Annotated in this window: 9 protein-coding genes and 2 pseudogenes; 5 read left to right on the top strand and 6 right to left on the bottom strand. The window is 34.0% G+C overall.

The window, feature by feature from the left end:
- The 4 genes from AVJ19_RS08735 to AVJ19_RS08720 all read right to left on the bottom strand — a co-directional run bounded on the left by AVJ19_RS08735 (position 1) and on the right by AVJ19_RS08720 (position 5,757).
- The gene (locus tag AVJ19_RS08735) at positions 1-1,971 is read right to left on the bottom strand and encodes an integrase (RefSeq protein ID WP_228203334.1); all 1,971 of its coding nucleotides are present in this window, start codon (positions 1,969-1,971) and stop codon (positions 1-3) included.
- On the bottom strand, positions 1,968-3,884 hold the full coding sequence (locus AVJ19_RS08730; protein ID WP_111859355.1) for a hypothetical protein: 1,917 nt from the start codon (positions 3,882-3,884) through the stop codon (positions 1,968-1,970). Before AVJ19_RS08730 ends, AVJ19_RS08735 begins: the two co-directional genes overlap by 4 nt.
- Positions 3,881-5,338, bottom strand: coding sequence for a site-specific integrase (locus AVJ19_RS08725; RefSeq protein ID WP_111859354.1), 1,458 nt, complete (start codon positions 5,336-5,338; stop codon positions 3,881-3,883). Before AVJ19_RS08725 ends, AVJ19_RS08730 begins: the two co-directional genes overlap by 4 nt.
- A gap of 122 nt (positions 5,339-5,460) precedes the next feature.
- Entirely contained in the window at positions 5,461-5,757 is a 297-nt protein-coding gene (locus tag AVJ19_RS08720) for a hypothetical protein (RefSeq protein ID WP_228203331.1), read from the bottom strand.
- Between the two features lie 415 nt (positions 5,758-6,172).
- Between AVJ19_RS08720 and AVJ19_RS08715 the strand changes: the two are divergent.
- The 3 genes and pseudogenes from AVJ19_RS08715 to AVJ19_RS08705 all read left to right on the top strand — a co-directional run bounded on the left by AVJ19_RS08715 (position 6,173) and on the right by AVJ19_RS08705 (position 9,830).
- A pseudogene (locus tag AVJ19_RS08715) lies at positions 6,173-7,128 on the top strand (metal-dependent hydrolase).
- A gap of 34 nt (positions 7,129-7,162) precedes the next feature.
- Entirely contained in the window at positions 7,163-8,008 is an 846-nt protein-coding gene (locus AVJ19_RS08710) for an SDR family NAD(P)-dependent oxidoreductase (protein ID WP_111859353.1), read from the top strand.
- A 31-nt stretch (positions 8,009-8,039) separates the two neighbouring features.
- Positions 8,040-9,830 (top strand): NAD(P)-binding domain-containing protein, encoded by a 1,791-nt coding sequence (locus AVJ19_RS08705; protein WP_228203330.1) that lies wholly within the window; start codon positions 8,040-8,042, stop codon positions 9,828-9,830.
- A gap of 22 nt (positions 9,831-9,852) precedes the next feature.
- Here AVJ19_RS08705 and AVJ19_RS08700 read toward each other — a convergent pair.
- Positions 9,853-10,529 (bottom strand): annotated as a pseudogene (locus tag AVJ19_RS08700) (DUF2306 domain-containing protein).
- Positions 10,530-10,697: 168 nt separating this feature from the next.
- Here AVJ19_RS08700 and AVJ19_RS08695 point away from each other — a divergent pair.
- Positions 10,698-11,366 (top strand): YARHG domain-containing protein, encoded by a 669-nt coding sequence (locus AVJ19_RS08695; RefSeq protein WP_111859352.1) that lies wholly within the window; start codon positions 10,698-10,700, stop codon positions 11,364-11,366.
- A gap of 40 nt (positions 11,367-11,406) precedes the next feature.
- Positions 11,407-12,048, top strand: a complete 642-nt coding sequence (locus AVJ19_RS08690) for a hypothetical protein (protein WP_111859351.1) — start codon at positions 11,407-11,409, stop codon at positions 12,046-12,048.
- Positions 12,049-12,135: 87 nt separating this feature from the next.
- On the opposite strand, the gene gltA is transcribed toward AVJ19_RS08690, so the two are convergent.
- Positions 12,136-13,410, bottom strand: coding sequence for a citrate synthase (gene gltA, locus AVJ19_RS08685; protein WP_111859350.1), 1,275 nt, complete (start codon positions 13,408-13,410; stop codon positions 12,136-12,138).
- Positions 13,411-14,463 lie beyond the last annotated feature (1,053 nt).

The raw sequence follows: 14,463 nt of genomic DNA, 5'->3' as shown, positions 1-14,463 counted from the left end.
CTATTCTGCACCCTTAAGTTCAATAATTTTATACTTTGTTTCTTTAAGTATTTGTAAATGTGATACTTCAGTTCGATATTCTAGCGAGGTTATATCTAAAAAGTTAATCATTTTTTCTTGTGCTGTAATGACTTTTTCTAGCTTAGGTAAGCTGACAATTAAGTGTCTACAATTATCTTTTAAGCAATTAATTTGAAGCCAATTAGTAGCTGTAAAATTACAAGCTCCAACTTTGGTACAGCCGCCCATGATTGTTTCTTTATAGGAAATGTCGCCTTTTTTGAAACGTTGTAATGTTTGCTTGCGGTCAAATATTATCATTCCTTCTTCATTTTTAAGCGTATTTTCCATCCAATGTATATGACCACCATATAAAGGGGTATTAGACATTAAAACGTTAAAAATATACCCCAATGAGTTAGATTCTACTTGGGTTTGTTGCCATTCATTTGCAAAATGGCTTTTATCGTCATTTATTAGATTTTTTGCAAATGTAGAACCTTTAGCATAATAACTGGTCATTTCATTGGTGATATGTTGTAACTGCCTTCGTAGAGAGGGTAAAGATACAAGACCTGATCTTTGAGCATAAAGTGCTAATGAACGACGTAATTGATGAGTTGTAAAATACCAATTTTGTCCAATTTGAAAGTTCGATTCTGATCGCCATGCCCTGTGAGGGTCAATTTGTTCAAGTTCTTCAACATCAGCCAGTTCAATTTTGGGTATCAGTTTATCAACTACTTGCTTACTGTATAGAGTCCCAATGCGATATTGCTTAATTGTTGACTCAATAGGTTTACTTGAAAATCCAAAGTAACTCGCTGAGATAAACAGGGGATACTGAAAAATATCTGAGCTTTTTTGAATTCTTTGTTCATCAAGAATTTGGTAAACATGATCAGCAATTTTTTGAGCAATTCTGACGGCTTTTAATCCTTCAATACTTGTTATCCATTGGGTGGTTTTTGCATTTCCCTGGTTTAACTTAGTTGTTCTACCAATTATCAAATAATGTTTTTGTGAGTTCGAGATCACCTCTTTAACACATTGATAAGGGATAGTTTGTGCCTCTTCGTCTCGCATACCAGAAAAGGCTTGAATTACAAGTTTACAAATACACTGTGTTGCTGTAACTAAGCTAGATATTTGCTTTATTGTGAATTGTTCAGTATGTTCATTAACGAATTTTTTTAATGGCTCAGATACATTATCTAAACTTGAGTGAAAATAAGCTCTTTTACCTGAACAACTTAGCTTATGTTCATAACATTTCAAAATTAATTGCATTAATTCATTTGATACTTTTTCCCAATTTTCTAAATAACACAACCAATTTTTTAAAATTTCAGAATAGATTCTAGTAGGGATAGGGGCATGCTGATTTAAAGATGCTCTGTACTGTTTGTTCTGCTTTTGCAGTTGTCTTATTACTTCAGGTTCAATTATTTTAATTGCAAGATTTTGATAACTACTAGCAATTAATAATAATAAAAGCGATGAAAGTGTTTCTATAAACCATCCTGAGTTCTGAGATCGAACGAATTCTAAAAACAATTTCTTATTGCCGATAACTTCTTTTAACGCGGTGTGTTTACGTTCTGCAAATTTTGCAACATCACGAGTAATAGTTAGATAATTTCTTAATGTCCCCAAACTTAACGGGCTTTTATCTCTTAACCAAATTAATATAAAGAAAATATGTTTAATTTCTTTAATTAATTCCTGTCTCTTAGGGGTTAACTCACCTTGATCCCAATAGGTGAATAATAAAGGACTTGGCTTACCATCGGGGTGGTAAATGGTGAAGTCCCAAACAATGTCTCCAAATAATGAAATTATAGCTCCTGTGGGTGATCTACTTACAACAAAATCATCGGATGGTAAACTATCATTCAATATATTGAATGAATCAGGTGGTGTATGATGTGGAGGAAATGTTAATTTTGCATCTAGATTTAAAATAGTCATATTATCCAATCTAACTCCATAAACATTTCAAGTTTTCTTGCCCAATAAATGTCAAGTTCCCCTTCTTCAATTTCAGACATAATTTTGTTTACAAGGGGTTCATCGTTCTTTTTAACATGGGCTATAACTAAATTAATTCTTTCAAAAATTGGTTTTGTTATTAAATCTTGTTCTTCCAAGCTTCCTATTAAATGAGCTGTTTTTTCAATACAATACCTACAACTTAATAATTTTCGAATATCAGTTTCATCTACGTGTATTCTATAATTCTCACAAAATAAGCAACCTTCGGGATTAACGCAGTTAGGTGTATTTATTGAATCATTTTTCTGCGGAATAACAGGGTTTCCAAATGAGGTGCACTTACCAATTGCACTTTGTAATAATTGCTTTTGATCGTGATGAGGAGAAAGAATAACTTTAGATATGTTATGCAGAAAGTCTGACATTTCTTCCCAATGTGCACTTTCAGAACCTGCAATATAAGAAGATAAAACTGTTTTTTCTGTATTTTGTAAAATTAGTGCTGTTGTTGAAATGTCAGTATTTCGCACAAGCCAATCACTTTTTGCTGCACGCCATTCTCTTGATTGAACTGTGGGTAATAGTGGATCAATTCGCTTAATTGCTGAATAAATACCATGCAAAGTAAATGATTTAACCTGTTTCGGGGTGCCTAAACCTCGTTCACCAGCAGTAAAAAACAAATATTCAAACTTTTGATTATTTAAAAGATAATTCCTTAATCTAATGAAATTTTTGAATCTAGGCATAAATCCTACAGGTATTTCAAAACTGCACTCTTTACCTGCAGCTCTCCATTTTATTGTTCTGAATAATTGATGAGTGCTAGATATATGAAATTCATTATCCCATTGCAAATTGAGTATTTGTGACCAATTCATTCCTGTTTGTGCAGTAAATAAGATAATAAAAGCATTCAGCGCAATAGTTCCAATGTGTATTCTTTGGCTATGCCTAAAATTTTGATTAGCCGCAATTAAATTATTTTCTGCATTTTTTAAAAGATGGTAAGTGTTTCTTTGATTTATAATGGGTTTTAGTCTTAATTTATCAATTTGTTCAATTGTGTTTAATATTCCTAATTGGTAGTTATAACCTAAACAAGTATTACGTTTGTCTAATGATTTAAGAGGATGAATAAACCATGATTCTGCAGGGAAAATCCAAAGCTTATTGTTTGGGAAATTTAAATATGTAGGCATGTTGAGTTCATGTGGATATTGTTTATGCTCAAGGATAAAAGAGACTATTCCATCAAAAATATTTTCACACAATGATAAGACTTTTGCTTGTGAATCTTCACTTGGAGGTTGTGTGCTTTTCTTGAGTTTTTGGTTTATTCGAATTATGTTCACGCCAATGGCAAATTCATCATCTTCAAAAAAATCACATAAGAATGTAATAACTGAACTTTGTTGTCTTGAAGCACTATTTATTGTGATCTCGCTTCTTGAGACTTTTTCTTTTAAATATTGGGTGTACTGAATTAATGCTAGTTTAGCTATTTCTTTTTTATTTAATAGATCATAAAATTTATTCTGATCAGCCCAAAATATAAAGGCTACTGAACGTGAGATCATATCTCTAATAGTTTCAATACGTTTTCCGCTATGGATAATATGTTCTGAAATAAAAGTTATAAGCCGGCGTACATCATCCTTGCGAGGTTCATACACAGAATCTATCTGTACAAGTCTTCCTTCATTTGAAATTCTTTTAACACCTAAGTGTGATTTGGCTGTAGGTTGTCGAATTAAATAGCACAATGCACCTATATCAATGGTCTTACCCTGAGGAAATTTCACCACCACTTGTTCAGGGCGAAGAATTGTAATATTAGAATGAATTGGTAAATCATAGACTTGTATAATTCTTCGCTCTAAATTCATAATTTTTGATCCAAGTCAAGTGAGGTAACAATCTTAAATAGGTGATCATTATATGAGTCTGACACTTGTCTAATATGTTTTAAATTTTGTCGGTATTGTAGATATAAGTCTGTCGTTGCTGAGGATTCATGGCACATTCTAACTCTGACAAATTCACGAGCTTGGTGAAGACTTATTTGTCCTCTAGCAACATATTCTAGCTGTTCATCTGTTAGATTCATGCCAAAAGTAGCTCTTAAATCATGAAAGCGATATTTAAATTTTGGATTGTTCAATTGATTCTGAATATATGGAATTACTTTATCATTTATAAATTGCCTCACAGTTTGTCCATTCTTAGCATGATGAAGTGCAAAATTTTCATGAAAGTGTTTAATCTCAGCTTTAGACTGATAATAGGGTGTACCGCGATTACTTAAAAATAAATATTGATCATCTGAATCACCCAACAGTGATTTTTTTCTTCGTACCTGAGCATTTTCACTTTGTGAATAGATATATAGTTTTTGGTAGAGCCAAAGAGGAATATGCAAAACTATTTTCTTATCATTTTTTGTATCAATGCCTGTGCTAGGTCCTGCTGGAATTCTGATTTCCTTTAATTCTGAACCCTCCATATTTGTAAATACATGATGCAATCTCATAGTGAGAATAGTCTGAATTCGTGCACCACTTGCCAACCCTAAGAGATGGATTAAAAGCATTTCAGTGTTCTTTAATGCAGATAGGGCTTCTAGTAAGTGAATTTGCTCATCTTTGGACAATGGTCGAAGTAGTCCACCATCATTAATGGTTTCAGCATATGGATTATTTGATTTAGTGACTTTGATAGAGACATCTGTTGACTTGATTTTTTTTGTAAAAGTTGAACCAAAATCATTTTTTAAATCTATAAAACGATCTGATTCTTTCCACATAGGAAATTCAGGCTTCAGTAAGCCTTCGTTTTTTAACCAACGATAAAATGCGATTACAGTACTCATTCTTCTACGGGCAGTGGAAAAGCTGATTTTTTCAGCTTCAATCATTGTTCGTAGATATGCTCTATAGCGATATGTAGGTCTATATAATTTGTTTTTATCGAAAGTAACCCAATTCACATTTGTATCATCTAAAAATTGCCTAAATGCGACTAAATCACTAGCTATATTTGAATAGGTTGCCATAACTACATTAAGACTATTTTTTATTCTATCTAAGATGTAAATATTAGCTTCAGCCCAAGGTACTCCATAACTATCAACAACTAGAGGATATAAATTAAATTGAACAGGTGACTTAGTTTCTCGTGTTCCATAAATTGGATCATATTCAAAAGAGTTTTGTGTTATATGCGCAATGTGGTATTTGGTTTGTGTTCGTAGGGTTATTTCTGTTGCTTCAAAATGTGAAGGTTGAACAACTTTTGTCTGAGCAAATTTAGATAAGGTTATTTTTCTAGCCTTGTTTGTCATATTGAAGCCAAAGTCTTTTTATAGAAGTTGCCTTAAACCTTACAAAAAAATCTTAGTTAAATAAATATCTTAAATTGAAACAGGGTTTGTCCATTTTTATTAAACTTATATTTGTTGTCTTTTTATTTAAAACTTATAGATACCATTTCATGAATAAAAATGGCTTGATTAAATAAACTTTCTTGTGAAAAATCATGACAAAAGTCAGCATCTTTCATATGAATACAGCCATTTGGTGCCATCAAAATTCCGACAGGTTGCCAAGGTAAATAGGGTTGATTCATAATTAAAACTTTTGAATAATCAATAAGATCACCAAATACGGTTCGACTCATACGAATTTCACCTTCTGTGAGATGACGATATTTAAACAATTCAATTTTTAACAGTCTAAATAGCCAACCATTGAGATCAAACACGATTGTAAACCTTGTGATTTAAAGTGTTTAAAATTATAGCGAGAGTTGATTTGAAACTCGATATTTTTATAAGAGTGTCATATTTACAACTTATGATAAGATGCTAAAAACCAAGCAAATTACTTGGTATTTTGAGTTTTAAATATTGAAATAAAAATAAAAAAAGAAATTTTATTTTTTAACAGAAAATATCCTAAAAGGACAAAATTTGTTAATAGGTGTTATTCAAAAAATAATTGTCCGACAAAATTGAATAAAGTCACAAAATGCAAATTGAATGACCTGAAATGCTAATAGTCTTTGACAAAGCTTAGCGTAATTTTTACCAATGAAAGAGTTTTTACTCAAAACATGAGCAGTAGATCACAGGATTGAATTGCTGTTTATACATTAATCAAATAAAGAGTATGTAGCCATGTTGTTAGCAAAGCCAGTTAAATCAATGTTGTCTAAAGTGTTAGCGGGTTCTCCTTTTAGTTTGGAAAAGCAAACACCAATTATTCCTATTCGTCACATGAAATTTGATTTTGAGCCTGAAAAGCTAGATCACAGATTTTATATGGATGCTGAATTGGCAAGTGCATATTTGCATCATTATCAATCTTTCTAACATTAGGGGAAGATTTGGTGATTGATACAGCACGTTATCATCGTGATTTTATTAAAGATCCCTTATTAAAACAGCGTGTAACTTCATTAATTGGTCAGGAAGCGATTCATTCTAAAATGCATGAAGAATTGAATGATGCTTATATGGAGCGAGATTTACCTGTAAAGTTATTCCGCTTTTTGGCAGGGTATGTATTTGATTATGGTTTTAATCGTTTACCGCAGCCAATGAAATTATCATTAATGGCAGGTATTGAGCATTTTACTGCGGTACTTGCGGAATATATGATGAATCATGAAGAGGTTTTCTTTAGATCAACAGATGAAAAACAACGTGCAATTTGGATGTGGCATATGTTGGAAGAGTCTGAGCATAAAGATATTGCTTTTGATGTGTTTCAAACGCTATCAAATAATTATGCTTTGCGTATTGCTGGTTTTTTCCCTGCTTTGATTACGATTTTGGTTTTGATTTCGGCAGCATCACTTTTAGTACCATTTTATCGCAAGCCAAGTAATTTGATCAGCTTACGTTACTGGAAAGATATTCCACACAGTTTTAAACTTATTTTTGGTTTGAAAGATGGTGTTTATGGAAGTTCATTAGGGCATATTTTTGACTATTTACGTCCAGATTTTCATCCAAATGATCACGATACAACAGATTTCTTGGAATATTACAAAGACACCTTGCTTAACCCTGAAACAGGCGTATTAACGCCATACTTAGTGAAAGAGTTTATTCCTGCATTGCGTGTTTAAAGCTAAATAAATAAAGAATAAATGGATGAATTAAATGGGAATTTTTTCAAAGAAGAAAAAACCAACGCATCATGCATATGCTGTGGTAACAGGTGCAGGAAGTGGGATCGGGCGTAGCTTTGCATTGGAACTTGCAAAGCGTGGTGGCACTATTGTATGTGCAGATATTAACTTAGCTGCAGCAGAGGAAACGGTCAGTTTGATTACATCTCAAACTTCTGGGAAAGCCTTTGCTGTGCAATGTGATGTGACCGATAAAGAGCAAGTTAAAAAGCTATCTGAGCAAGCTGAAAAGTTAATGAACCATTCTGTAACTTTGGTGATTAATAATGCAGGCGTAGGTTTGGGTGGTAAGTTTGATGAAGTCTCTCTCGAAGATTGGCAATGGTGTGTCAATATCAATCTTTGGGGTGTGATTTATGGTTGTCATTATTTTGTACCGAAGTTTAAGCAACAAGGTTATGGTGCGATTATCAATGTGGCATCGGCAGCGGGTTATACCGCAGCACCTGAAATGACTGCATATAATGTGACTAAGTCAAGTGTTTTAGCATTGTCTGAAACACTTTCAGCAGAGCTTCGTAAAGATAAAATTAGCGTGAATGTATTGTGTCCAACACTCGTGCCAACCAATATCATGAAAAATGGGCGCTTACCAAAACAGTATGCTGGTGTGGCAGATGATTTATTGATGAATCATGCATTTACCACCAGTGAAAAAGTTGCTCAAAAAACATTGGATAATCTTGATGCAGGTAAGCTTTATACCATTCCACAACCAGATGCAAAATTATTCTGGTTGATGAAGCGTGCATCACCAAGCCTATATACCAAAATGCTTGGCATTGGATATCCTGTTTTTAATCGATATTTTAAGTAATTTAAGTCATCAAGAGTTTGAGTAAAGAAAAATGACAACAGAAACATCAATAGATACTTTGCCTGAAGAAAACACCTCAGAGAAAAAGCCAAAACAGACCACAGTTGAAGATGTAAAGCAAGTTACACAGCCTGATGTGACAAAAGTTGAAAAAACCATTGCAAAAGAAACTGCTCAACCTGAAGTGAAGGAAGCAGCACAAGTAGATGAAAAAATTGAAGTAAAGGAAAAAGTAAAAGCTGAGGTTAAAGTAGCGCCAAAAGTTGAACCTAAAGCTGAAACGAAAGCAGTGGTGAAAGAACAAAGTGTTGAAAAGCAAACTGCAAAAACAGTAGAGCAAAAAGCTCCTGTTCAGAAGAAAGAAGAACCTGTACGTGTGTTTGATACGATTGTTGTCGGTGCAGGGATTTCAGGCATTGCAGCAGCATATAAAATGAATCAAGCAGGTTATCACGATTATATTGTGCTTGAGAAAGCGGCACGAGTGGGTGGTACATGGCGTGACAATAATTATCCGGGTTGTGGCTGTGATGTACCGTCAGCATTGTATTCATTCTCTTTTTCACCAAGTCACAAGTGGAGCCATCTATTTGCTAAACAACCTGAGATTTTAAGTTATTTAGAAGAAGTGGTGGAAAAGCATGATTTGGGTGGAAAAATTGAGTTTGGTAATGAGTTACTCAGTGCTAAATGGGATGAAGCGAATCATGTTTGGAACTTGGAAACTTCTAAAGGTAAATTCCAGTCTAAAACAGTAATTTTCACGACTGGTCCTATTACTGAACCATCAATGCCAAAAGTAAAAGGTATTGAAACATTTAAAGGTAAGATGTTCCATTCAGCACGTTGGGATCATGACTATGATCTTAAAGGTAAACGTATTGCTGTGATTGGTACAGGTGCATCAGCAATTCAGTTTATTCCACAAGTACAGCCTTTGGCGAAAGAGTTATTTGTATTTCAGCGTACAGCACCTTGGGTTTTGCCAAAAGCAGATCGTGAACTAGGGGATACGGCAAAAGGTCTAGTACAACGATTCCCTGTGATTCAGCAAACATGGCGTAACAGTATTGCACAGATTTTAAATGGTATTAATTTTGGTTTACGTCATCCAAAAATTTTGAAACCAGTAAATTTCTTAAGTAAACAATTGCTTAAATTGCAAATCCAAGATGAACAATTGCGTAAAGATGTGACCCCAAATTTTGATATTGGTTGTAAGCGTTTATTGTTTGCAAACAATTATTATCCTGCATTACAGCAAGACAATGTGAGTCTGATTCCACATGGTTTGGTTGAAATAGATGGCAATGCCGTGGTTGCTGCAAATGGCGAACGCCATGAAGTTGATGTGATTATTTGGGGGACAGGTTTTGAGGTTTCTCATCCGCCAATCGGTCAACGTGTTGCCAATTCTGAAGGCGTACTGCTGTCTGATTTATGGAAAGATAGTTCACCAGAGGCATATTTAGGGGCAAGTATTGAAAAAGTGCCAAATGCGTTCTTGGTATTAGGACCAAATATTTTGGTATATGATTCATTTATTGGGATTGCAGAAGCACAGATTGATTATATCGTTAGTGGCTTATTGAAAATGCGTGACCAAAAAATTAAGCGTATTGAGATTAAGCGCAATGTTGTACGTTATCACAATATTAAAGTGCAGCGTAACCTCAAAACGACAGTATTTAATGCAGGTGGTTGTAAGTCTTATTATTTAGATCAGAATGGTCGTAACTTTGCTGCTTGGCCATGGTCATTACAAGAGCTAAAAGATCAATTAAAAGATTTAGATTTGAAGCATTACGATACAGCATCATAAGTATATTTTATGCATTTAAGCCCTAACTCAGTTTAGGGCTTTTTATTTTTTGATGAAGTTTGAAAATAATGATTTCTGCGATGATCAGATTGATTGTCCAGCCAAGCCATGCTTCAAGTTGATAAATATGTAATGGTGTGAGCCACTCAAAATAAGGCTGTAACTGATATAAAACCATTTTCCATGTTCTTAAACTTAAGGCTGATAGTGCAAGTGCAAAACTACGGATCATCCAGTCTCGGTGTGCGAACCACTGTTTTTTGATGATTTGCAGAGGGCAATACCAGTCGTTATTGCCCAAAGTAGACTTAAAATAAGAAAACATAATTTGGTTTGCCAACCACCTGCGGCTGAAAAAGCCATAATAAAACCACTTGGTAAAGCAAAAATGAGAACACTACAAATATAAAGCCAACCGCTATAACGGTGAATTTTTGGAAATTTTTGTCTAATTTGACTTGAAAATTGGGTGAAAGCTGCGATTAAAACCAGTGAGCTGACGATGACATGAATTTGAAATGCGAAGCGCCAAGGTTGTGTAAAAACTACATCTTGTTTGAGTGCTAAAAAATTGTGGTCATCTTGCCATGGGAAATACTGTAGGCAAATTTTAACCATGAGAATGCATAGGTAAAGATAAAAAATGAATAGGATGCTGAGTAATATTTGATTATAGGAGAATTTTTTTATTTTATGCATGATAATAAATTCTTGATGATAGGGAAGATTAGGTACATTTAAATTGATCTTCGCTTGATTAGGATCAATCAAATGTGTTGATAAATCTTTACGTTTTATTCAAATTAAAAAATTAGATTTGTATTAAACTGATTAATAGATTGAGCCTTATAAATCTTAGGAATAACAATGAAAAAATCATTACTTGCTATTTTAGGTGTAAATGTACTACTGATTCAGTCCAGTTTTGCTTTAGATCTTCAACAACTCAAAACATCATGGTCTGGTGCTTATGATGGGCAAAAAATAGGCGTATTTATCAAATCCATTGATGCAAACCAAGTTAAAGGCTACAGCATTTTAGGGAAAAACAAACAAGAATTTTCAGGAAAAGTACAAACAACATCCACTGGTTATAAAATCACAGCTGTTGAAAGTGGTGCAAAGGCAAGCAGTGGTACATTTATTTTTCAAGTCAGTCATAACCAACCTAAAACATTACAATCGAGTTGGGAGTCTGCAACAGGTAAGGTTAAACCTAAATATTTTGATCTCAAACCTCAACAATGCCGTTATGCAAAAAATGAAGGCTCATTTCCTGAGGCATCAAATCGTTTGTTAAAAGATGATGATTTGCAATTGCCACCTGAAGAGCTTGATTATATGCGTAATAGTATTTATGCACGGCATGGTTATTCATTTGCCAATAAAGAAATTGCCAATGCTTTTGTAGAGGCGGATTGGTATATGCCATGTAGTACTAATGTTGAAAATCAACTGACGCAAATTGAAAAAACCAATATTCAACGCATTCAAAAAGTGCGCCCTTATATGGCACAAATGGAATGGGGACGCTAAGCCATTTTCCAAAGTAAATCTGTATAAAAGGATAATAGTCATGTTAAAACAATCTCTATCTGTATGTGCAGGACTGTTGATGTTCTCTTCAAGTTTTGCAGCCGTGCCTACAGCAAAAGAAATTATTAGTACGATTACCAATTTAGAAGATTCTAATGCAAACCCACCAAAAGCAATTTCTATTGAGCATACCAAAGCGATAAAACTAAAATCTGGTGAAGTGGCATATTTATCAGGTGTAAGCTATGAAAATGCAGGGCGAAATTTTTGGAGTGGTTATATTTTAACGCGTCCAAAGTTGAAACAATCACAAATATTAGAATACGGTGGGCAAAGCAATGAGTTTAAAATTTATAATGTTCAGCCTAAAACCAAGCCCATTCAACTGATTGAGTTAAGTTTGGCAAGTTCAGGGCAGGGTGCAACATCACGCCGTGATGAATTGGTTTATTTTGATGGTTGGGAAGCTTATGTGGTTGCTACGGCTGAATCTTCAAGTGATCTAGGGCGTTATAGTGAAGCCTTGGGTGAGGAAGATTGTAAAACAGGACATGAAATTGCAAGCACAATGAAAGTTGTGCCTCAAGAAAATTATATTTTAATCACAACTAAAACTGCCAATGCGTGTAATGGTGCAAAAGTAACGGTAAAGGAAGCTAAAGTTCCTTTTAATATTCGCTAAGTCAATCTCACGAAATCTCATCCACCTAACATGATGAATAAAAAACCACCCAAAAGGGTGGTTTCTTTGATCTGAACGTGTAACGAATTAACGTTTAATGTCACGTTGAGTTTCGCCAGTGTAAAGCTGACGAGGACGACCAATTTTGTAAGCTGTGCTGTGCATTTCTAACCAGTGGCTGATCCAACCAACAGTACGTGCAAGTGCAAAGATTACAGTAAACATTTCTGTTGGAATACCAATCGCTTTAAGAATGATACCTGAATAGAAGTCTACGTTAGGGTATAAGTTACGTTTGATAAAGTATTCGTCAGAAAGAGCGATACGTTCAAGTTCCATAGCAAGTGCTAATTGTGGATCGTTGATACCTAATGCACTAAGAACTTCGTCACAAGTTTCTTTCATTACTTTCGCACGTGGATCGAAGTTTTTATAAACTCGGTGACCGAAGCCCATAAGTTTAACTTCTTTAGTTTTTACTTTTTCCATGAAGTCAGCAACGTTTTCTACAGTGCCGATTTCATCAAGCATCTTAAGAACAGCTTCGTTCGCACCACCGTGAGCAGGGCCCCAAAGTGCAGAGATACCCGCAGCGATACATGCATAAGGATTAGCGCCAGTAGAACCCGCTAAACGTACTGTAGACGTAGATGCATTTTGCTCATGGTCAGCATGAAGCGTAAAGATACGATCCATTGCTTTTGCAAGAATAGGGTTAACTTTATAATCTTTGTCAGCAGGTGTAGCAAACATCATGTACAAGAAGTTTTCAGCGTAACTTAAATCGTTACGTGGATACATGAATGGTTGACCTACTGTATATTTGTAGCTCCAAGCAGCAAGTGTAGGAACTTTTGCAATTAAACGAATTGCAGTAATTTCACGGTGGTTTACATCTTCAACGTCAAAGCCGTTGTGATAGAACGCAGATAATGCACCAACAACACCAACCATTATAGCCATTGGATGTGCATCACGGCGGAAACCATTATAGAAACGGCTTACTTGGTCATGAACCATAGTATGGTTGCGAACTTTTGCTTCAAATTCAGCTTTTTGTTCAGCATTTGGCAGTTCACCACTTAATAATAAGTAGCAAGTTTCTAAATAAGAAGCTTGAGTTGCAAGTTGGTCAATCGGGTAACCACGGTGTAAAAGAACACCTTTACCACCATCGATGAATGTGATTTTTGATTCACATGCAGCAGTTGCCATAAAACCAGGATCAAAAGTAAAGTGACCTGCGGCCAATACATCTTTAACGTCGATTACATCTGGGCCCAATGTACCACTGTAAATTGGTAATTCAATTTCTTTGCCATCAAGTTGTAAAACGGCTTTCTTGCCAGTTGCTGCAGACATTCAATTGATCTCCTGTCCTGGTGAATGTTTTTTTCTAACTTGTTAATCTTTATCTATTACTCAACAAGTTAGACCGATCAAAAATTGCTATTAGCTTAGTGAGTACTGAAATTTTGTCAATTATACTTATGGATAAAAAGTGACATCAGCACAGTAGCTTAGTCATACAATCTCATTCAAAGATTTTCAAATAAACTTACAGTATCGGCTCAGTATAATAAGACAAATTCTCGATTTGGTGCATAAAAATAATTATTATTGCTCGACAAAAATGGCTTTTTATCGGTAAATTTGTTGAAATTTTAAATATTATGATAAAAGGCGGAAAAATTTAAAACCATCTAATAATCACAACTTACAAATAATAAAAAATGCAGATGAGTGAAAAATAAACGCAAAAACAACTGAAATATTTATTTTCATTTTAGATATTGATTGCCTAAAAAATAGTTAAAAAAAACTTTTAAGTGGTTAAAAAATAATCTTTAGCTTAAATAATGTGCTAAATATTGCTGTTAAAATAAGCAAATATATTCTATTGCATCTTTTTTCATAATTTATTCACAAACTAAGTGCTTATTTCTACTCATAAACTATGAAGTCAAATTACTTAATGATTATGAGTGGTATTTATTAAAAAAATAATCATCAAAGCTTTATATAATCATGTCATGATCTACTTTAAAATAGAGAGAGGAGATTAAGTTATGATTTTTCAATCAAAAAATAGTAAGTGCAATGTGTTGTGCTTTAGTCTTAATTTTTAAAAAGTTAAAAATAATAAAAAGTGTGAACTGTGAATTTAATTAATATTTTAAAAAATAATAACATAGCCTAAAAACTTTGATTTTCATCTGCTAAATAAGATGTAATTTTTTTGTAAATGATTCTTATTTAGAGGTATTTTTATAAAAAAGCTAAATGGCATCGTTTGTATTTTGACAGTGCACGATTTATAATTCAGTGTCGTTTAAAAAAATTAGGCAATTCGCTTGCCTAATAATGCCAGCTTTCCTTCGAATTAATTCCAACAAACTCCGGATGGAGTTTTTA

This window comes from Acinetobacter sp. CFCC 10889 (genome assembly GCF_003268395.1).
Classification (GTDB): Bacteria; Pseudomonadota; Gammaproteobacteria; order Pseudomonadales; family Moraxellaceae; genus Acinetobacter.
The sequence above is the reverse complement of the archived record's forward strand: the minus strand, read 5'-3'. Positions and strand labels throughout refer to the sequence as shown.